The sequence below is a fragment of the Polaribacter sp. BM10 genome (assembly GCF_002005425.1).
GTDB classification, from domain to species: domain Bacteria; phylum Bacteroidota; class Bacteroidia; order Flavobacteriales; family Flavobacteriaceae; genus Polaribacter; species Polaribacter marinaquae.
Window position 1 is genome coordinate 2464931 of record NZ_CP019704.1, and the last position, 18454, is coordinate 2483384.

23 protein-coding genes are annotated in these 18454 nt (G+C 28.6%); 10 read left to right on the top strand and 13 right to left on the bottom strand.

The window, feature by feature from the left end:
- The first annotated feature begins 36 nt into the window (after positions 1-36).
- Positions 37-477 carry a GNAT family N-acetyltransferase gene (locus BXQ17_RS10835; protein ID WP_077810668.1) on the top strand — a complete coding sequence of 147 codons (441 nt, stop codon included), beginning with the start codon at positions 37-39 and terminating at the stop codon, positions 475-477.
- Between the two features lie 2 nt (positions 478-479).
- Here the strand turns inward: BXQ17_RS10835 and BXQ17_RS10840 are convergent, their stop codons facing one another.
- Genes BXQ17_RS10840 through BXQ17_RS10850 form a run of 3 tightly spaced genes read right to left on the bottom strand, consistent with a single transcriptional unit; the run spans position 480 to position 4474 of the window.
- Positions 480-3011, bottom strand: coding sequence for a carboxypeptidase-like regulatory domain-containing protein (locus BXQ17_RS10840; RefSeq protein WP_077810669.1), 2532 nt, complete (start codon positions 3009-3011; stop codon positions 480-482).
- Positions 3001-3915, bottom strand: a complete 915-nt coding sequence (locus tag BXQ17_RS10845) for a FecR family protein (RefSeq protein ID WP_077810670.1) — start codon at positions 3913-3915, stop codon at positions 3001-3003. The genes BXQ17_RS10840 and BXQ17_RS10845 overlap by 11 nt, the downstream gene beginning before the upstream one ends.
- A gap of 49 nt (positions 3916-3964) precedes the next feature.
- A complete protein-coding gene (locus BXQ17_RS10850) occupies positions 3965-4474 on the bottom strand; it encodes an RNA polymerase sigma factor (RefSeq protein ID WP_077810671.1) in 510 nt (169 codons plus the stop codon).
- Positions 4475-4653: 179 nt separating this feature from the next.
- Here BXQ17_RS10850 and BXQ17_RS10855 point away from each other — a divergent pair, with 179 nt between their 5' ends.
- The 3 genes from BXQ17_RS10855 to BXQ17_RS10865 all read left to right on the top strand — a co-directional run bounded on the left by BXQ17_RS10855 (position 4654) and on the right by BXQ17_RS10865 (position 7165).
- Entirely contained in the window at positions 4654-5706 is a 1053-nt protein-coding gene (locus tag BXQ17_RS10855) for a hypothetical protein (protein ID WP_077810672.1), read from the top strand.
- A gap of 78 nt (positions 5707-5784) precedes the next feature.
- A complete protein-coding gene (locus tag BXQ17_RS10860) occupies positions 5785-6561 on the top strand; it encodes a membrane metalloprotease (protein ID WP_077810673.1) in 777 nt (258 codons plus the stop codon).
- Between the two features lie 16 nt (positions 6562-6577).
- Positions 6578-7165: a porin family protein gene (locus BXQ17_RS10865; protein WP_077810674.1), complete on the top strand. Its 588-nt coding sequence runs from the start codon at positions 6578-6580 to the stop codon at positions 7163-7165.
- Between the two features lie 31 nt (positions 7166-7196).
- On the opposite strand, the gene BXQ17_RS10870 is transcribed toward BXQ17_RS10865, so the two are convergent.
- Positions 7197-7790: a pseudouridine synthase gene (locus tag BXQ17_RS10870; RefSeq protein ID WP_254712373.1), complete on the bottom strand. Its 594-nt coding sequence runs from the start codon at positions 7788-7790 to the stop codon at positions 7197-7199.
- Complete coding sequence (locus BXQ17_RS10875; protein WP_077810675.1) at positions 7780-8571, bottom strand: aldose 1-epimerase; 792 nt, start codon at positions 8569-8571, stop codon at positions 7780-7782. The genes BXQ17_RS10870 and BXQ17_RS10875 overlap by 11 nt, the downstream gene beginning before the upstream one ends.
- A 114-nt stretch (positions 8572-8685) precedes the next feature.
- Between BXQ17_RS10875 and recA the strand changes: the two genes are divergently transcribed.
- Both recA and BXQ17_RS10885 read left to right on the top strand, forming a co-directional pair.
- Entirely contained in the window at positions 8686-9693 is a 1008-nt protein-coding gene (gene recA, locus BXQ17_RS10880) for a recombinase RecA (RefSeq protein ID WP_077810676.1), read from the top strand.
- Positions 9694-9773: 80 nt separating this feature from the next.
- Positions 9774-10310 (top strand): GNAT family N-acetyltransferase, encoded by a 537-nt coding sequence (locus BXQ17_RS10885; RefSeq protein WP_077810677.1) that lies wholly within the window; start codon positions 9774-9776, stop codon positions 10308-10310.
- Positions 10311-10317: 7 nt separating this feature from the next.
- Here the strand turns inward: BXQ17_RS10885 and BXQ17_RS10890 are convergent, their stop codons facing one another.
- The 4 genes from BXQ17_RS10890 to BXQ17_RS10905 are packed head-to-tail and all read right to left on the bottom strand — an operon-like array spanning position 10318 to position 12167.
- On the bottom strand, positions 10318-10470 hold the full coding sequence (locus BXQ17_RS10890; protein ID WP_077810678.1) for a PspC domain-containing protein: 153 nt from the start codon (positions 10468-10470) through the stop codon (positions 10318-10320).
- A gap of 25 nt (positions 10471-10495) precedes the next feature.
- Positions 10496-10861 carry a hypothetical protein gene (locus BXQ17_RS10895; protein WP_077810679.1) on the bottom strand — a complete coding sequence of 122 codons (366 nt, stop codon included), beginning with the start codon at positions 10859-10861 and terminating at the stop codon, positions 10496-10498.
- A gap of 1 nt (position 10862) precedes the next feature.
- Positions 10863-11294, bottom strand: a complete 432-nt coding sequence (gene dut / locus BXQ17_RS10900) for a dUTP diphosphatase (protein ID WP_077810680.1) — start codon at positions 11292-11294, stop codon at positions 10863-10865.
- 6 nt (positions 11295-11300) lie between these two features.
- Complete coding sequence (locus tag BXQ17_RS10905; RefSeq protein WP_077810681.1) at positions 11301-12167, bottom strand: alpha/beta hydrolase; 867 nt, start codon at positions 12165-12167, stop codon at positions 11301-11303.
- Positions 12168-12263: 96 nt separating this feature from the next.
- Here BXQ17_RS10905 and BXQ17_RS10910 point away from each other — a divergent pair, with 96 nt between their 5' ends.
- Positions 12264-13259, top strand: coding sequence for an NAD(P)H-dependent glycerol-3-phosphate dehydrogenase (locus BXQ17_RS10910; RefSeq protein ID WP_077810682.1), 996 nt, complete (start codon positions 12264-12266; stop codon positions 13257-13259).
- Between the two features lie 43 nt (positions 13260-13302).
- Positions 13303-13962, top strand: a complete 660-nt coding sequence (locus tag BXQ17_RS10915) for a hypothetical protein (RefSeq protein ID WP_077810683.1) — start codon at positions 13303-13305, stop codon at positions 13960-13962.
- A 51-nt stretch (positions 13963-14013) separates the two neighbouring features.
- Here the strand turns inward: BXQ17_RS10915 and BXQ17_RS10920 are convergent, their stop codons facing one another.
- Together BXQ17_RS10920 and BXQ17_RS10925 are read right to left on the bottom strand one after the other, a co-directional pair.
- Positions 14014-14421: a hypothetical protein gene (locus tag BXQ17_RS10920; protein WP_077810684.1), complete on the bottom strand. Its 408-nt coding sequence runs from the start codon at positions 14419-14421 to the stop codon at positions 14014-14016.
- A gap of 299 nt (positions 14422-14720) precedes the next feature.
- Positions 14721-15056: a hypothetical protein gene (locus tag BXQ17_RS10925; RefSeq protein ID WP_077810685.1), complete on the bottom strand. Its 336-nt coding sequence runs from the start codon at positions 15054-15056 to the stop codon at positions 14721-14723.
- A gap of 174 nt (positions 15057-15230) precedes the next feature.
- Between BXQ17_RS10925 and BXQ17_RS10930 the strand changes: the two genes are divergently transcribed.
- Positions 15231-16499: an MFS transporter gene (locus BXQ17_RS10930; RefSeq protein ID WP_077810686.1), complete on the top strand. Its 1269-nt coding sequence runs from the start codon at positions 15231-15233 to the stop codon at positions 16497-16499.
- 59 nt (positions 16500-16558) lie between these two features.
- On the opposite strand, the gene BXQ17_RS10935 is transcribed toward BXQ17_RS10930, so the two are convergent.
- Positions 16559-17320 carry a DUF547 domain-containing protein gene (locus BXQ17_RS10935; RefSeq protein ID WP_077810687.1) on the bottom strand — a complete coding sequence of 254 codons (762 nt, stop codon included), beginning with the start codon at positions 17318-17320 and terminating at the stop codon, positions 16559-16561.
- A gap of 22 nt (positions 17321-17342) precedes the next feature.
- Between BXQ17_RS10935 and BXQ17_RS10940 the strand changes: the two genes are divergently transcribed.
- Entirely contained in the window at positions 17343-18047 is a 705-nt protein-coding gene (locus BXQ17_RS10940) for a TIGR04283 family arsenosugar biosynthesis glycosyltransferase (protein WP_077810688.1), read from the top strand.
- A 37-nt stretch (positions 18048-18084) separates the two neighbouring features.
- Here BXQ17_RS10940 and BXQ17_RS10945 read toward each other — a convergent pair whose 3' ends face one another.
- Positions 18085-18420, bottom strand: a complete 336-nt coding sequence (locus BXQ17_RS10945) for a hypothetical protein (protein ID WP_077810689.1) — start codon at positions 18418-18420, stop codon at positions 18085-18087.
- Positions 18421-18454 lie beyond the last annotated feature (34 nt).

The following is an 18454-nucleotide window of genomic DNA, read 5'->3' on the forward strand; positions in this document are numbered from 1 at the left end:
AGTGATTTTTTTAATATCTAGTAGTATATATTAATTATGAATATCAAAGTAAAATCTTTTAACGAATTAACGGTAAACGAATTGTATGCAATTTTACAATTACGATCGGAAGTTTTTGTGGTAGAACAAAATTGTGTGTATCAAGATATAGATTTTAAAGATCAAAAATCTTTACATGTAATTGGTTTTAAAGATGATAAAATTATTGCTTACACACGTGTTTTTAAACCTGGTGATTATTTTAAAAATGCTAGCATTGGTAGAGTAGTAGTAGCAGCTTTAGAAAGAAAACATAGTTATGGGCACGATTTAATGAAAGCTTCTATAAACGTAATTAAAGAAAACTTTAAAAGCGATACAATTACCATTTCTGCTCAAAAATATTTACAAAAATTTTATGAATCTCATAATTTTACAAAAGTAGGAGAGGAGTACTTAGAAGATGGTATTCCGCATATAAGAATGGATAGAAATTAGAACTAAAAACGTACTCTAAAACTTAAATTAGGTGTAAAAGGCAACGAGTAATTATCTATTCTTCTCACATTATTTTCTTGCGATTCATCTACAATATAGTAAGAATCTATGGTGTTTTTTCTATCTGTAATATTAGTAAAACCAAGCCTAATTGTGGCTTTTATAGCTTCAGAAAATTTAAAATTATAACTTCCAGAAACATCAATTCTAAAAAAATTGTCTAAATTTTCTGTATTAGGATTGTCGTAATTTACAATAGTTTTATCGCCATTTTGTAAAGTTTCGTTACCATCTACAGGTTTTGTATAAGGCCTACCAGAACGTAAAATTCCGCCAATAGATGCTTTTAAATTTTTGGTAAAATTATAATTAAAAGCAGTACTTAAAGAGTGTGTAATATCTAAGCTATTTGCAAATTTCTTTGGATTAAAAACACCAAATGTGTAGTTGTTTTCTGCCAACGTATAACTTAACCAAGTACTAATTGTATTAGTTTGTTTGTTAATTAAAAATTCAATTCCTTTAGTTTTATAATTACCAATAGAACTAAAATTCTGAGTGTTGTTGTAAAAACCTTGATTTGCAGTAGAAATACCGTTAACTACTTTATAAAAACCTGTAATATCTGCGTACAATTTATTTTTGGCATAAGAAATACCAAAAGAAGCTTGTTTGCTTGTTATTATTGGCGTTCTATCATTATCAGATAAAATCCATCTACGTTTTTCGATACCTAAAAAATTATCTTCAAAATCTATTTTTTGAGCTGTTGTTTGATTTTTAAACTCTCCTTCTAACTTTAAAGAATACGTTTCATTTAGTTTTTGTCTTATATTTATTCTAGGTTCGAAAATAATTTTTTGAAACTTATCAAAATAATTAGCTCTAAAACCAACTCTAGCGTAAGTATCGTTTTTATTATATTCAATTTCTGAATAAAAAGCACTTTTTAACAACACTTCTTTTATTGTTTTAGAAAAAGTTGGTGCGTTAATACTTGTGGTATTTTTTACGCCTATTTCGTTAAAAACAAAACCGTTTGTTAAATAAAAAAAATCAGAAAATTCATACACAGTATTTAGTTTTATCGCTGTTTCTAAAACATTGTTAAATTGTGTTTGAAACTGATCTGTATCTTTATTATAATCTGAAGAATTTATCCTGTAATCAGAAATAAATGCCGAAAGATTGGTTGTAAATTTAGAGTTCCAGTTGGCTTCCCAATTAATTTTAGCACCTAAATTTTCTTGTTTTAAATTACTATTTTCTTCAATAGAATTGTTATTGTTTGTGTATTGTTCTAGATAATCTAAATTATTTTTTATGTGAATAAAGTTGGCTCTAATTGCATGATTGTAATTAAGATCGTATAAAACTTTAAACGAATAGTCGTAGAAGAAAAACTTAGATTCTGAGTTGTTAACACTGTTAGAAGCAATAGAATTATCTTGAAAACTTCTATTAAAATAATTGGTATAAGTTGGTGTGTTTAAAAAATCTGTAAAAGATCTTCTACCAGAAACATGCAATTCTAAATTATCTTTAATTGGTATCTGTACAAAAGCATCTGCACTTATCAAATTAAAACCTGCGCCGCCAGAAAATTTATTCGTTATTCTATTCGAGGTTTCCATATTAATTGTTGATGAAACTCCGTCAGAAAAAACACTACTTGTACCATTTTTAGTAACCGTAACTTTTTTGGTTAAATACGGATTATAAGCAGAAATTAAACCAAAAAAATGACCTGCATGGTACATTTTAATTCCGTCCCAAAGCATTAAATTCTGGTCGTTTGTACCACCTCTTACATTTATATTAGAAATACTTTCGTTTACACTTTCTACGCCTGGTAAAATTTTAATAGTTTTTAAAATATCGGGTTCTATTAATCCTGGTAAAATTCCGAATTTTTCTGTGTTTAAAATAGTGCTTCCATCGGCACTTTTTTGCAAGCCAGAAGTTAAAAACTTTTGCATTGTAATTTCTGATAAAATTTCTGAAGATTCTTCTAAATACAACTGTTTACAATTAGCATTTAGAAATAATTCTTTAGCAGAAATTTCTAAGTTTTTAAAACCGATATATGATATATTTATTACAGATTTTACCGGCACATTTTGCAAGTAAAAAGATCCGTTTGTATTAGATGTTGTTCCTAAATTATAACCATTAACTTTTATAGATGCTAAAGCTAAAGGCATTAGATTTTTACTTTCTAATACGTTTCCGCAGATATTTATAGTTTTATTTAAAAACGAAACTGTTACATATCTGTTGTCTAATGTTTTAAATTGTAAATAAGTTTTATCGTTTAGATAACTTAAAAGAGATTCTAAAGAAATACCTGTTTGTGGTGCTATAATTTTTATGTTTTCGATGTCATCATCAGAATAAGAAAACTTAATATCGTATGTTTTTTCTAAGGAAATTAGCAAAGAAGAAAGCCCAACTTTAGAAGACGATTTCTGAGCATAATTTATACTTGTAGTAAGTAAAAAACCTAATAAAATTATAGCTATTTTATTGATCATATGTAAAGATCGTAATTGTTTTACCGTCAATCTTATAAGACAACTGCAACGGTATTGTTACCGATTGTAATGCAACATTAATATCTAAATGTGTAAAGCCACCAGAATATAAAGTTTCTAAATTAATGTTGTTAGTTGTAATTGTATAGCCAAATTGATTTTCTATTTCTTTAAGTACAAATTTTAATTGTGTACTTTTAAAATTAGATTCTTTTTGTAACCAAGATTTTTCTGTTGTATCAAAAGTAGTATTAGTATCTATAATACCGTTTACAACTTTAAAAATTGTTCCTTTAGGTAATTTTACAAGTGTGTCTTTATAAGTTACGCTTACCAAACCTTCGTATGTTTTTACTTCGAAATAATTGGTTCTTTCTTTAACATTAAATTGCGTACCAAGAACGGTAACATTACCTATTTCTGTATTTACAGTAAATTTCTCTCCTTTTTGTACTTTAAAAAATGCTTCTCCGTCTAGGGTTAAATTTCTATTATTTTCCCACTCTTTTTTAACATACGAAACGTTAGAATTTGCATTTAAAATAACTTCTGAATTATCGGGTAAATTAAAGGTTTTTGTTTCTGCGAATTCTGTAGTATAATTGGTATCGTTGTTATAAAGTAAAAAGTAACTTGTTGTTAACAATACTGCAATAACTGCGGCGTATTTAAATACTTTATTAAAATTAAAAGCAACAACTTTTCCTTTTTTGGTTTTGTTTTGAGTTTTTAATTTTAAGTCTGCCAATGCATTTTCTACATTAACTTTAGGTGTTTCTATTTGCGATGTGTAATGTGCAATTTTTTCTAAAGTATCAAAACCTTCAGTTTCTTTTAAACGCAGTAATTCTTCATCAGAAATATCTCTGTTTAGCCATTTTAATATGTCTTTATTATTTTCCATTTTTTAGACTTCTATATATGTAACAACTAAATGTTTATTTACCCTACTTTTAAATTCCATCTATTTTACTTCTTAATTTTTTAAGGGCAGAAGACATTCTTTTTTCTACTGCTTTTTGCGATATTTCTAGCATTTCTGCTATTTCTCTGTATTTTTTACCGTCTATTCTATTCATCAGAAAAACTTCTCTTTCACCTTCGGTTAAGTTTTCTATGGCATTTTTAAGTTTATTTTTAAATTCTTCTTCTTCTAATAAATACTCTGGACTTTGATTGTTAACATCTAAATAAGGACTATTTTTTGCATACTCGAAAACAACCTTTTCGTGCTTAACTTTATTTAAAAATAGATTGTTAACAACTGTAAATAAGTAAGATTTAGCTTTAGAAAAATCTATTTTTGCACAATTTTCCCATATTTTTATAAAAGCTTCTTGCGCTAAATCTAAAGACGTATTTTTATTGCCAGATTTGTAGTAAGCAAAGTTACTAGCAGACTGTATATGAGATGTGTAAAACTCATTAAAATAAATTTCGTCGCAAAGAGATTTATTAGTCATTGTAGGGTTTTAAATTATAAAAATAAAAAAAATAGAATACAAAGGTAGGGTAAATAAATGTGTAGTTGTTTAACTAACAGAAGGGCAAAAAATAGTCTTTCAAAAAAAAGTAGGGTAAAATAAAATTGAGTTGTCTTACTAACAGAAACAATAAACATTTATTATTAAAACGTATTAAAATGAAAACATTAAAATTAATTACAGTATTTGCATTAACAGCAGTTTTAGGATTTACATCTTGTCAATCAGAAGAAAATACAGAAGTTGGTGCTAATCCAAACGCAAACTCTTCTACATCGCCAACCGCTTCTAATTTTGAAAGAGCATCTATGAACGATGGTTCTGATGATGATTTTTTAGATGGTAATGCGTGTACAGAATTGTTATTTCCTTTAACAGCAACCGTAAACGGACAAAATATTTCAATAATATCTGAATTAGATTTTTCTGCAGTCTTAAATATTTTTGCAGAATTTAATGATGATGCAGATAATGTTACATTCAACTTTCCTATCAAAGTAAGAACTAGTAATTACACAGAAGTAACAGTTAATAATCAAGAAGAATTAGACGCTTTAAATGCAGCATGTGAAAGTGCAGAAGCAGAAGGTAGAGATGCTATTTCTTGTATAGATTTTAATTTTCCTATTACAATGTTAACCTACGATATTGCTTTAGAGCAAACAGGTACAGTTGTTTTACAATCTGAAAAGCAATTGTATACTTTTATCACTGGTTTACAATCAGATGAGTTTTTTACAGTTAATTATCCTGTAAGTGCAACATTAAGCAATGGTACAACTGTTCAATTAAATTCTGATGCAGAGTTTAGAGATTCAATTTCAGAATGTGTTCAATTTGAAGAAGAAGAAGATGAGGCTGCAACAATGGCTGCAGAAGTAGAAGCAACTTTAACAAATACACAATTTAAAGTACAAAGTTTTGTAAACGCAGGTGTTAACACGGCAGCAGATTTTGTAGATTGGTCGATAGAGTTTACAAACGATCTTAAATTAGTTGCTAAAAATAATGTAAACGCTACTTTATCAGAAATAGAAGGTACATATGCTATAAGTTCAGATACATCAGTATTTTTAAACATTGCATTTGGTAGCAATAATACTGTTAGTGTTTTAAATAACGATTGGGTTATAGCTTCTTACAGCGATACAATGGTTGCTTTACAAAGTAAAACAGATGCTAGCATTACATTAACTTTTCAGAAACTTTAATAGTAAAAAAATAATAGAATTACTTTACAATTGCTATTAATTACATAGCAATTGTAAAGTTTTAAAGAACAATCAATAATGATAAAATTTTTATTAAAAGTATTTTTAGTTTGTTTAATAATTACATCTTGTTCATCAGAAACAGATATTATTACAGAATCAGAAACACCTATAAATGTTAATTTAAATAGACAACAAACAGGTTCTTCTGCTAACGATTTACTTTCTGCTTCTGCTTTTAAAAAAATGATTGTTGAAGTTGCTTACATAGAAGGTTTTAAACCAACAGAAACAGCTTTAAATAACTTTAAAAATTTTATAAACGATAGAACTTTTAAACCAGAAGGTGTAACGTTTGTAGAGAAATCAATAGAAAACACAGGCAAAACAACTTATACTTTAGATGAGGTTGTAGAAATTGAAAAAGTAAATAGAACACAATACAACACAAATAATACAATTGCAGTTTGGGTGTTATTTATTGATGGTAAATCATCTAAAGACACCAACCAAGGTGCAATTTTAGGAACTGCTTATTGGAACACTTCTTTTGTTATTTACGAAGAAACAATACAAGGCTTAAGCGATAGCACATTCGAGCCAAATAGAAGTCTTTTAGAGAGCTCTGTTATTCATCACGAATTTGGTCATATTTTAGGTTTAACAAATCTAGGAACCGATTTACAAAGTGATCATGAAGATGAAGAACACCCAAAACATTGCATCGAACAAGATTGTTTAATGTATTGGGCCGCAGAATCTAGCCAAGGAATTGGCAACATGGTTTCTGGCGGAAGTTTACCAACTTTAGATGCACAATGTTTAGCAGATTTAAGGGCAAATGGCGGTAAATAATTTAAAATTTTAAAAAATGAAAACATTATATTTTACAATAGCTTTAATGTTTATTACAAGTATTACATTAAACGCTCAAGACAGAAAAAATACAGCTTCGGCTGGTATTAAAGGTGGTTACAATTTATCTTCTCTAAGTTTCGACGGAACATCTGAAACTTCTAATTTACATGGATTTCATATTGGTATTTATGGTGAATCTTACATTGGTAAACATATTGCAATTCAGCCAGAAATTTTATACTCACAACAAGGTTATAAAATAATTGATGATAACGGTACTTACACACAAAAATTAGAATATATAAATGTGCCTTTAATGTTAAAAATGTATCCAGTAAAAAGCTTTTTTATAGAAGCTGGTCCGCAAATAGGGTTTTCGATTTCACACAAAGAAACTTTTGATGCTGGTTTTGTTTTATATGATACAGAACAAGAGCTTGAACCAAGTAATTTTGATTGGGGTGTAAACCTTGGTGCTGGTTTTAAAAGTGATGCAGGGGTTAGTTTAGGCGCCAGATATCATATTGGTCAAAGTGATATTTATGACCAAGACAAACCAAAAAATAGAGTAGTACAAATCTATTTAGGATTTGAATTTTAGTTAGAACTAAAAATAAAAAAGAGAAGTAATTTTACTTCTCTTTTTCTATTAAGTTAGTTATTTCTTTAACGCCGCCCACTTCTAAATCTCCTAAAAGTATATCGCCAATTCTTACTCTAATTAAGCGCAAAGTTGGTAACCCAACAGCAGCAGTCATTTTTCGAACTTGCCTAAATTTACCCTCTCTAATTATTATAGAAACCCAACTTGTTGGGCCATGTCTTTCATCTCTTATTTTCTGACTTCTTAACGGAAATTTAGGGTCATCAATTATAAAAGCTTTTCCGGGTTTTGTGATATATTTTTTACCATTAAAACCTATTTCTACACCATTTCTTAATTGCTCAACTTCCTTTTCTGTTATCACACCATCTACTTGTACATAATATTCTTTTTCGTATTTTCTAGATCTTATTTCTGCGGATACTTTACCATCTGTAGTTAAAAGTAATAAACCTTCAGACGGCACATCTAGACGACCAATAGCCATCGTTCCTTCAGGAAAATCGTACAAATCTCCTAATAATTTTTTTTTCCGTTTCGCGGGATTTATAAACTGAGAAATCATTCCCCAAGGTTTATGAATCATAAAATGATGATGATTTTCTGGCAAACTACAATACATTTAAAATTACAGAAAATTCATTTTTACCCTTAGACAAACTCATGTTTTCTTCCGAAAATTTTTGATCTGTATAAGAAGTATATTGCGTAATTGGTTCTATACAAAGCATGTTGTCAACTTCTGTCCATAGCATAAAGTTGTTAAAACCAATTGTGGTAATTTCTAAGTTGTTTTTATTGATGTTTTTTAAAGTAATTTTTTCTGTACCTAATACCGGAAAAGCGTTTGAGCCAGCTTTATAAACATCTTTTAATGTAATTTTTTCTTTACCTGCTTCTAAAATTTCTTTACCAGTATTAGATAATAAAAAAGCCGGATGATAGCCTAACATAAATGGCATTCCTTTTTCAGAATATATAATAAAATCGATTTTTAGAATATCATTTTCTAAAGTAAAATGTTTTTCAAACGTAAAATTAAAAGGCCAATTAAGGTGTTCTTCTTTCGATTTTACAGGAAACTTGCTATTTGTAACTATAGTATTTTTAATGTATTCTTTTTTAAATTTTGCAGAAGTTTCATCCGAAGAAATTAAACTATAGTCTAATTCTCGTAACAAACCATGCTGATCTAAAATAGCGTCGCCATTTTTTGTATGTACTCTAAAATTATTTTTAACCGTCGGACCAATTACCGGAAACATTTCATCATCAGAATTACGCCAACCTTTATTTCCTTTTTGATGTATAAATTCTTGGTTGTTTTTTATAAAACTGATTAACTCTCCTTTTTCTATTACAACAGTAGAAAAATTGTTTTGTAAGATTACCTTGGTTTTCATTTGCATAAATAATTTGTGTAAAAATAGTATAAATTTGACTCTTTTTTTTTAGTGAATTCATCTTAGTTTTTTGTAACTTGTGGCACTTATTTAAAAATAAAACAAGCAAGATTTATGGCGGCAGATAAAGAAAAAGCAGCAAAACTTAAAGCACTTCAACTTACTCTAGATAAGCTAGATAAGACATATGGTAAAGGTTCTGTAATGAAATTAGGTGATGTAGTTACAGAAGATATAGATGCAATTTCATCTGGTTCTTTAGGTCTAGATTTGGCTTTAGGCGTAGGTGGTTATCCAAGAGGTAGAGTAATAGAAATTTACGGACCAGAATCTTCTGGTAAAACAACTTTAACATTACACGCAATTGCAGAAGCACAAAAAGCTGGTGGTATTGCAGCTTTTATTGATGCAGAACATGCATTCGATAAATTTTATGCAGAAAACTTAGGTGTAGATATAGATAATTTAATAATTTCTCAACCAGACCATGGTGAGCAAGCATTAGAAATTGCAGAAAACTTAATTCGTTCTGGTGCAATTGATATTGTTGTTATTGATTCTGTAGCAGCATTAACACCAAAATCTGAAATAGAAGGAGAAATGGGAGATTCTAAAATGGGTCTTCATGCACGTTTAATGTCGCAAGCATTACGTAAATTAACAGGTACTATTTCTAAAACAAAATGTACAGTTATATTTATTAACCAATTAAGAGAAAAAATTGGTGTAATGTTTGGTAACCCAGAAACAACAACGGGTGGTAATGCATTAAAGTTTTATGCTTCTGTTAGATTAGATATTAGAAGAAGAACACAAATTAAAGACGGAGACCGAGTTATTGGTAACAGTACAAAGGTTAAAATTGTTAAAAATAAAGTTGCACCACCTTTTCAAATTACAGAGTTTGATATTATGTATGGGCAAGGAATATCTAAAGTTGGTGAAATTTTAGATATTGGTGTAGATTTAGGTATTGTTAAAAAAAGTGGATCTTGGTTTAGTTACGGAGAGACAAAATTAGGTCAAGGTAGAGATGCCGTTAAAGGTTTAATTAAAGACAATCCTGAATTGGCAGAAGAACTTGAAGGTAAAATAAAAGTTGCTATCGAAAATCAAGAATAAGGTTATTTAAAAGTTCTAACTATTATTAACTGCCATAGAATTAATCAATCTATGGCAGTTTTTTATTATATTTAATTGTTATGATTAAAATTACAGAAGATCTTACATTAAAAAATATTTTACTTTCTGATGCAGAGATTTTACATACCTTAATGAAAACAGTATATCCGTCTGCATACAGTCATTTTTGGAAAGATAAAGGAGATTGGTATGTTAACTCTCAATATTCTAAAGAAAACCTAGAACAAGAGCTTTTACAAGAGAATTCTTCTTATTATTTTATTTGTTATAAGAATGAAGTAGTTGGAAATATCAGAATTATTTGGGATGAAAACTTAGAAGGTTTATCCGAAGAAAAACAAGTAAAATTACATAGATTATATCTTCATAAAAAAACTCAAGGCAAAGGTTTTGGTAAAAAAATAGTGAATTGGTTAGAAAACTTAGCAGTACAAAAAGAGTATGCCGTTTTGTGGTTAGACGCTATGAATATGCAAGAACAAGCATTTCAGTTTTATAAAAAATTAGGTTATAAGTACCATTCACATACTTTTTTACCTTTCGAATTATTACACGACGAGGTAAGAAAAATGAGCCAAGTTTATAAGCTTTTATAATCTTAATTTATTCTTTAGACAGAATTTTTACCAACCATAAAATAAAGTAAGCTCCAATACCTAAACCTGCAAATAAAACAAGAAGAACAAATAGAATTCTAATGTTTTTTGCTGAAAATTGCGTTTTTGTACTTAACCATTCGCATACACCTAAAATCATAATTTAAATTTATTTAGTTTATTTATTATCCTTTAAAAGGAGGAGTTTCTCGAACTAATCGTTCTATTTCTTTAACAATTTCAATTCTACTTTTAGATTTTAATTCGAAATGTAAATTTTCCCAATCAGCATCAAAAGTAACTTCTTTAGATTTAGAGTTAATAATTTCTTTTAAATTAAGAACTCTTAAATAAAAGTATCCGTTTATATCATTTTCTGGTCTATAATCTAAATTTATAGCACGCTTTAAACTGTAATTATTTAGATGTAATAAAGAGCTAGAATCTAGGTAATGCATGGTTTCTATAGAAGGATCAACTTCATAAAATAAATTCCATTCTACATGCCAACTATTTGTAATTCTTAAAGGCTGTAAATCTATTTCATCCATTTTAAACGCCTGTGCTTCCAAAACCTCCAGAACCTCTTTCTGTTTCGCTAAGTACATCTACTTCTTGCCAAACTACTCTTTCATGTTTTGCAATTACTAATTGAGCAATTCTTTCACCATCATTTATAATAAAATCTTCATTAGAAAGATTTACCAAAATTACGCCGATTTCTCCTCTGTAATCTGCATCTACTGTACCAGGAGAATTTAATACGGTAATTCCTTTTTTTGCAGCCAAACCACTTCTAGGTCTAACTTGTGCTTCAAAACCGATTGGTAAGGCTATAAATAAGCCAGTTTTAATAATGGCTCTTTCTAAAGGTTTTAGTGTTATTGCTTCTTCTATATTAGCTTTTAAATCCATACCAGCAGCACCATTTGTTTCGTAATTTGGTGTAGCGTGTTTAGATTTGTTTATAATTTGTACGTTCATTTTTATTTATAAATTGAATAAGTAAGTTATTGTTTCTAAAAATTCTGATTTCCAAAACGATTCTGTATGCGTACCGTTTGCAGCAACTTTAGTTTTTAGATTATTTTGATTATAATCATTATCTATTAATCTTTCGGCCATATTTTCTGTATCTGGCACCATAGAACCACCTTCTTTATCGCCAACTAATAAATACAATTTTGTGTTTTTTAGGTTTGCGTGTTGTTCTGCAAAAGAATTTACTTTGTTAGAAAACCAAAAAGAAGTAGAAAGTGCACCAATTTTACCAAATACTTTTGGATGTTTTAAACCGGCATAAAAAGAAATTAAACCGCCTAAAGAACTACCAATAATAGCCGTGTTTTCTGCAGTGGTTTTAGTTTTATAATTTTTATCTATGTATGGTTTTAAGGTATTTACCAAGAAATCTGAATAAACGCCTCCTTTACCGCCACCATATTTTGTGTTAGACCAAGGTGTGTATTCTTCAATTCTTTTTTCTCCGCCATTTTCTATACCCACAACAATAAAACCCTTTTTAGTTTTATTATATAAATTATCTAAAGTTTCATCAACTTCCCACTCGCCAGCAAAAGAGGTTTTTGCATCAAATAGATTTTGAGCATCGTGCATGTAAATTACTGGATATTTATTTTTTGAAGTTGTATAATTTGGTGGCAAATACACCCAAACTTTATGTGAAATTGTATTTAGATTTTTAATAACAAATTCTTTCTCTAAAATAGTAACAGTACCTTTAGTTTCGGTTTGTTTTACAAATTTAATGTTCGATTTTTCTTTGGATTGTGATGTAACTTTACAAGATGTTATCAATAAAAAAACACTAAAAAGAATAGAGATTTGTATTTTCATAATAAAGTTTGAAGTCTTACAAATATAATAATTCATACTAGCATTCATCATTAGATAGTAAATTTCTTACTTTTGGGGCATAAAATTTATAAATAAATGAATAATCAGAAAAAAATAGCGGTTATAGGTGGAGGAAGTTGGGCAACTGCAATTGTGAAGATGCTTTCAGAAAATTTAGAAACTGTTGGTTGGTATATGCGAAGCAAATCTGCCATAGATCATATAAAAAAGAACAATCATAATCCTAATTATTTAAGATCTGCAGATGTATATGCAAGTCAGTTAGATTTATCTAGCGATATTAATAAAATGGTAGAAAACTACGATGTTTTAATTTTCGCTATTCCGTCTGCATTTTTAGTTGGTGAGTTAGAAAAATTGAAGAAATCGTTAAAAGGAAAAATAATTTTTTCTGCAATAAAAGGTATCGTTCCAGAAACTGGTTTAATTGTTGGCGAGCATTTTCATAATGTTTATGATATTCCTTATGAAAAAATTGGAGTTATTACAGGGCCTTGTCACGCAGAAGAAGTTGCTATGGAACGCTTGTCTTACTTAACAATTGCATGTCAAAATCAAGAAAATGCGAAGTTAATGAGCAAATCTCTTAAAAGTTGGTATATAAAAACGAAGATTTCTGATGATATTATTGGTACAGAATATGCCGCAATGTTAAAGAATATTTATGCAGTTGCTGCTGGTATTGCACATGGTTTGGGGTACGGAGACAACTTTCAATCTGTGTTAATGAGTAATGCGATTAGAGAAATGAAACGCTTTATTAAAAAAGTTCATAAAATGAAGCGAAACATTAATAACTCTGCTTATTTAGGTGACTTATTAGTTACAGGTTATTCTGTTTTTAGTAGAAACAGACAATTTGGTAATATGGTTGGTAAAGGTTACACTGTAAAATCTGCACAAATGGAAATGAGTATGGTTGCAGAGGGTTTTTATGCTACAAAAAGTGCTTTTAAAATGACAGCGCAAAACGGAGCAAACACACCAATTATTAATGCGGTTTACAACGTTTTATACAATAATAAAGACGCTAAAAAAGAATTTAAAAAGTTAACCAATAAATTAGATTAATTGTTTAATTTTGAACATTAATATGTTATATTAAACAATAAGTATGAAAACAATACAAGAAGTTGTAGAAAGTACCATTAGAAAAACACCGTTTATTGAAGAGGCGTTGCATGAAAAATTAATAAATGTTTCTTCTTTGGCTAGAATTATTTTACCAGAAGTATCTACTTTACTAAAAAAGGATGTTAAGGTTGGTGCAGTAATGATGGCAATTAACAGGCTTTCTCCTGCTAGCGAACTTCGTATTAGAAAGAATATAAAAAAGTTAGCTTTAGATTTGGGTGATGTAATTGTAAGATCAGATTTATGTGATTTTACATTTAAAAACACACCTTCTCTTTTAAAAGAAATTGCAAAAATTCTAACGAAATCATCAGAAAATTCAGATTATTTCCTAACTGTTTCTCAAGGAATTTTCGAGACAAATATTGTTACAAGTAAAAATTTACAACCATTTGTAAACGAAATATTCGAAAAAGAAACGTTAATATCTAACGTATTAGATTTGGCTTCTATTACAATCAAGTTGCCAAAAGAAAACTTAGAACAATCGGGTATTTATTACTTTATTTTAAAACAATTAGCTTGGGCAGATATTCCGTTACAAGAAATTATTTCTACAACTAATGAAATGACAATTGTTGTAAAAGAGCAAGATATCAATCAAACTTTTGCCATTTTAATGGACATGAAATTGAACTAAAAAAAGGCTTAAAGTGTAAACTTTAAGCCTTTTTTTAGTTTTTTTTTCTTTCTATTGTTCGTTAGAAGTAACCAAAACATCTGGTCTTTGGTAAGAATTATTTGCTGGCATAATGTTATAAATTCTTTTCACCTTCATAGTCTCACCAGTAGGTACTCCGTTATCAAATAACATTACATCTACCCACTTGTAAAAAATTGTAAATCTATCTCCAATTAATCCTTCGTCAAATAGACTAATTTTACTTGGTGATGATTTAGCTTCATCGTGAAATACAATTGCTTCTCCGTTATTAAATTCAAATTTAAAGTTATCACTAACGTTTAAACCTTTAAAAGTAGCGGTTAAAGTTTTCTCGTTACTTGTTTTTGTAGTTTCTTGTGCATTTATACTTTGCGCATTAAAAGATAAAATGGCAACAAATAAAAAGGCAACTGTTTGAGTAAATAATTTTTTCATAATTTCTAATATTTTAAAGTTTTTATTGATTGATGACAATTTTAATTATTGTCTTTCTTTATAGATTAAGATTTTAAAATGTATCCTTTAATTCTGATACAAAGAAACGGCCTAATTACATTTTAGATTAACCCATATGTAAAAAACGTTAACCCAAAAAGAAAATTCATTAAACGATTTTAACAAATTATTCAGTTCTATATCAGTGTTTAAAGATGATATTTTTTAAATGAGCACAAAAAAAACCAGCATAGAGCTGGCTTTTAATAATTAATTCAAAATAGTTCAAATTCTAATAACTATAGTTTACTATAATTAAAAATTCTTTTAACTTTCATGGTTTCTCCTGTAGCTATACCTTGGTCATTAAATAAATGTACATCTACCCATTTATAAGAAACTTTAATTCTTTTGCCTATTAAACCTTCATCCCAAAGGGTAATAGAACCTTTAAAAGATTGGTCTTCATCATGAAAAACAATAGGATTTCCTTTGCTGTCTTCAAACTTAAAATTATCTGAAACCGTCATTCCTTTATAAATTGCAGTTAACGATTTTTCGTTTGATTGCGCGTTAGAGCTAACGCTAAATAAGCTTGTAATAATAATTACTATTAATAATGTAATTTTTTTCATCTGTATATTTTTTATGGTTGATGTTATTCTTGTTCATTAATAAGACAACTCTATTTAGAATTACCCTACTTTTGTTTTAAATTATTTTAAGTTGAAAACAAAAAGAACTCGAAAGACTTACGATTTTTATTAAGAATTGGTTTTTTAAAAGTTCAGTATTTAAATTTTTTTAAAATGAAAAAGCTCGATCCATACGCAGCATTAAGAATTAGAGAATTTAATATTTTCTTATTTGTACGTTTTTTATTGGTTTTTGGTTGGTCTATGCAGTTTATTGTAATCGAATGGCAAGTATATTCGATTACAAAAGATCCGTTATCGTTGGGTATTATTGGTTTAATGGAAATTATACCAGCATTTACAATGGCATTATTTGCGGGTCATATTGTAGATCAAAAAGAAAAAAGAAATCTTTTAGCATTATGTACAGCAGCTTTTTCTTTAATTAGTTTAGGGTTATTTTTACTAACTACAGACAGTGTAATACATAGCTGGTCTACCAACTCGATACTATATTCTATATATGGTTTGGTTTTTTTCGGTGGCTTTTTAAGATCTTTTTTCGGGCCAACTATATTTTCTTTAGTTGCCTTACTTGTTCCTAAAAATATTTATCATAACGCAGCAACCTGGAGCACAAGTACCTGGAAAACAGCTTCGGTTTCTGGTGCTTTAGCCGCAGGATTTTTAATAAGTTGGATTGGTGTAGACAAAACTCTTTGCTTAGTTTTTATTTTAGTAATTCTATCTTTAATTTTTACCTTTTTAATTAAAAAGAAACCGATTTTAAATAAAAAAATAGGGGAACCAATGAAAGAAAGTTTAAAGGCAGGAATTAGTTTTGTCTTTAAAAATAAAGCAATTTTAGGGGTTTTAACCTTAGACATGATTGCAGTATTATTTGGTGGTACAGTTGCTATTTTATCTGTATTTGCACAAGACGTTTTAAAAGTTGGTCCAGAAGGTTTTGGTATTTTAAACGCTTCTATTTCTATGGGAAGTATCGTAACAATGTTTTTAACAACATATATTCCTATTAATAAAAATACAGGTAAAAAAATGTTAGTATCTGTCTTTATTTTTGGACTTAGTATAATTGCCTTCGGATTATCTTCTATATTTTGGGTAAGTATTCTGGCGTTGTTTATAAGTGGTGCTGCAGACGGAATATCGATGGTTATTAGACAAACCATTTTACAGTTAAAAACACCAGACGATATGCGAGGTAGAGTTTCTTCTGTAAACTCTATGTTTGTTGGTTCTTCTAACGAATTAGGTGCTTTTGAGAGTGGTTTAGCTGCAAAACTTATTGGCCCAGTGGCAGCTGTAGTTTTTGGTGGAACAATGACTTTATTAACTGTAGGTGTAACCGCTTTAAAAAACCCTGTTTTAAGAGATTTAGATTTAACAGAAGAAATAGAAAACAATCAAAAAGAAGCTTAAAAAAAGCCTTCTATTTACTAAAATAGAAGGCTTTTTTGTAAAAAATATATATTGGTAAACTAGTTAGGAATCTTTCTAAAATTGCCTAAACTTAATGTCCAATCGTAATTATTAAATTCTAATTTTTTAGGTTTTTCTGATGTAATCTTGTAGTCGGCTAAAATTTGTCTTGCGCCACACAAACCACCAAAATCTGCTCTAAACCAAGAGAACAAAGAAACTGATTTGGCTGTTCTTGTATCTTTATTATATGTAGTTTGTTCTTTTAAGTATTCCGTTGTCATAAAATCGAACTCTTTATCTAAACCTTGTGGTGTAAACTTTGCTACTGGCGGACAACTTTTAGCACCACAATTTAGTGCAAAATGAATTCTCCAATCAATATTTTTTACACGCAGTTTACGTTCCCATTTTGGTCTAAAATACTTTCTTAAATAACCCCAACTTAGTTTTATTCTAGATCTTCTTAAAATATCGTGTTCTATATCATCAAAAGATAAAATTTCACCAGCAATTTTTACACGTTCTTTTTTAAAATATGCGCCTCTATCTTCGTATTCTTTAGGGTTTTCTGTTAAAGATATTTGAATAAAAGAATTGTAAACATTAACCCAAAAAGCAATTTTTTGTTTGTCGGTTTTTAATTGTGTCACCAAATTTTCTAAAGTACTTTCTTCTAAAATTTTAACTTCTTTTGCATAGGATTTTCCATCCATAATATTTTGTAATAAATCTTGAGAAACCTCATTATAATTTATGTTATCTTGTGCAACAAGGTGAAAACTAAAAGCAAGAGCAAGTATTAAAAAAAACTGTTTCATATAAATTTACGTACGTTTAAATATGTTATTAAGTATTATTATTCCGGTATATAATGAGAAAGAAAACCTTCTAAAGAGGTTGTCGTTTTTATGTGAACAAGCTAACAAATTTCCTTTAGAAATTATTGTTTCTAACTCTCCAGAAACTACAGATGAAAGTCCGGAAGTTTGTAAAACTTTTTCTAAAGTTACATATTTTAGAAGCGATAAAAAAGGAAGAGCAGCACAAATGAATTTTGGTGCAAAAAAGGCAAACGGTGATATTTTACTTTTTTTACATGCAGATGTTGCATTACCAACTAATTTTTATTCAGAAATAATTACAGCAGTAAACCAAGGAAATAAAGCAGGTTTTTTTGCTTATAAATTTGATAAAGATTCTGCATTTTTAAACTTTAACAGTAAATTTACAACTAAAGATGGCTTATTTGCGGGCGGTGGAGATCAATGCCAATTTTTTACCAAAGAAACATTTCATAATCTAAATGGTTTTAACGAACAGTTTTGTATTATGGAAGATTTTGAAATGATTGGTAGAGTTCGAAAACAAAAAATAAAATTTAAAATTATACAATCTAAGGCTACAGTTAGCGCTAGAAAATACGAACAGAACTCTTGGTTAAAAGTAAATTTAATAAACGGTTATGTGTTTTTACAATATAAATTAGGTGTATCACCAATAAAGCTTAGAAAAACGTATAAAAGCCTTTTAAGAGAAAATGTATAAAAAAACCGCTTATTTGTAAAGCGGTTTCTATTATAAATTAGTTTACTAAAGTAAGTGAGGTTATCGATTTTACTTTCTTTTTTTCTCCGGTTAAATCTCCTTCTTCGTCAATTAATTCGATTTCTTTTTCTACCCAAGTAATTGTAAACTTCTTGTTTAGATTTTCATCATCATATAAACTTATTTCTACTTCTTCGATTACATCATAAAAAAGGATTTCTTTTTTATCAGCATCTATAAATTTAAAGAAATCATCGTTTGTAATTTCAATAAATGTAGCAGTTATTGTATTTTGAATATCAGAAAATTTAGTTGTAAAAGATAAAGTCGTAGCTATAAATAGCACGAATGCTACACTGTGTATTTTTTTCATTATTTTAAAATTTAAGGTTGTACTTATTATAAAT

Coding starts and splice junctions, on each gene's coding strand:
- BXQ17_RS10875 (WP_077810675.1), bottom strand. CDS start 8,571: ATGAAAACCAAGGTAATCTTACAAAACAATTTTTCTACTGTTGTAATA.
- BXQ17_RS10890 (WP_077810678.1), bottom strand. CDS start 10,470: ATGATTTTAGGTGTATGCGAATGGTTAAGTACAAAAACGCAATTTTCA.
- BXQ17_RS10860 (WP_077810673.1), top strand. CDS start 5,785: ATGATAAAATTTTTATTAAAAGTATTTTTAGTTTGTTTAATAATTACA.
- BXQ17_RS10865 (WP_077810674.1), top strand. CDS start 6,578: ATGAAAACATTATATTTTACAATAGCTTTAATGTTTATTACAAGTATT.
- BXQ17_RS10845 (WP_077810670.1), bottom strand. CDS start 3,915: ATGGAAAATAATAAAGACATATTAAAATGGCTAAACAGAGATATTTCT.
- BXQ17_RS10855 (WP_077810672.1), top strand. CDS start 4,654: ATGAAAACATTAAAATTAATTACAGTATTTGCATTAACAGCAGTTTTA.
- recA (WP_077810676.1), top strand. CDS start 8,686: ATGGCGGCAGATAAAGAAAAAGCAGCAAAACTTAAAGCACTTCAACTT.
- BXQ17_RS10915 (WP_077810683.1), top strand. CDS start 13,303: ATGAAAACAATACAAGAAGTTGTAGAAAGTACCATTAGAAAAACACCG.
- BXQ17_RS10920 (WP_077810684.1), bottom strand. CDS start 14,421: ATGAAAAAATTATTTACTCAAACAGTTGCCTTTTTATTTGTTGCCATT.
- BXQ17_RS10940 (WP_077810688.1), top strand. CDS start 17,343: ATGTTATTAAGTATTATTATTCCGGTATATAATGAGAAAGAAAACCTT.
- BXQ17_RS10905 (WP_077810681.1), bottom strand. CDS start 12,167: ATGAAAATACAAATCTCTATTCTTTTTAGTGTTTTTTTATTGATAACA.
- BXQ17_RS10935 (WP_077810687.1), bottom strand. CDS start 17,320: ATGAAACAGTTTTTTTTAATACTTGCTCTTGCTTTTAGTTTTCACCTT.
- dut (WP_077810680.1), bottom strand. CDS start 11,294: ATGAACGTACAAATTATAAACAAATCTAAACACGCTACACCAAATTAC.
- BXQ17_RS10925 (WP_077810685.1), bottom strand. CDS start 15,056: ATGAAAAAAATTACATTATTAATAGTAATTATTATTACAAGCTTATTT.
- BXQ17_RS10945 (WP_077810689.1), bottom strand. CDS start 18,420: ATGAAAAAAATACACAGTGTAGCATTCGTGCTATTTATAGCTACGACT.
- BXQ17_RS10895 (WP_077810679.1), bottom strand. CDS start 10,861: ATGGATGAAATAGATTTACAGCCTTTAAGAATTACAAATAGTTGGCAT.
- BXQ17_RS10870 (WP_254712373.1), bottom strand. CDS start 7,790: ATGTATTGTAGTTTGCCAGAAAATCATCATCATTTTATGATTCATAAA.
- BXQ17_RS10850 (WP_077810671.1), bottom strand. CDS start 4,474: ATGACTAATAAATCTCTTTGCGACGAAATTTATTTTAATGAGTTTTAC.
- BXQ17_RS10885 (WP_077810677.1), top strand. CDS start 9,774: ATGATTAAAATTACAGAAGATCTTACATTAAAAAATATTTTACTTTCT.
- BXQ17_RS10930 (WP_077810686.1), top strand. CDS start 15,231: ATGAAAAAGCTCGATCCATACGCAGCATTAAGAATTAGAGAATTTAAT.
- BXQ17_RS10835 (WP_077810668.1), top strand. CDS start 37: ATGAATATCAAAGTAAAATCTTTTAACGAATTAACGGTAAACGAATTG.
- BXQ17_RS10840 (WP_077810669.1), bottom strand. CDS start 3,011: ATGATCAATAAAATAGCTATAATTTTATTAGGTTTTTTACTTACTACA.
- BXQ17_RS10910 (WP_077810682.1), top strand. CDS start 12,264: ATGAATAATCAGAAAAAAATAGCGGTTATAGGTGGAGGAAGTTGGGCA.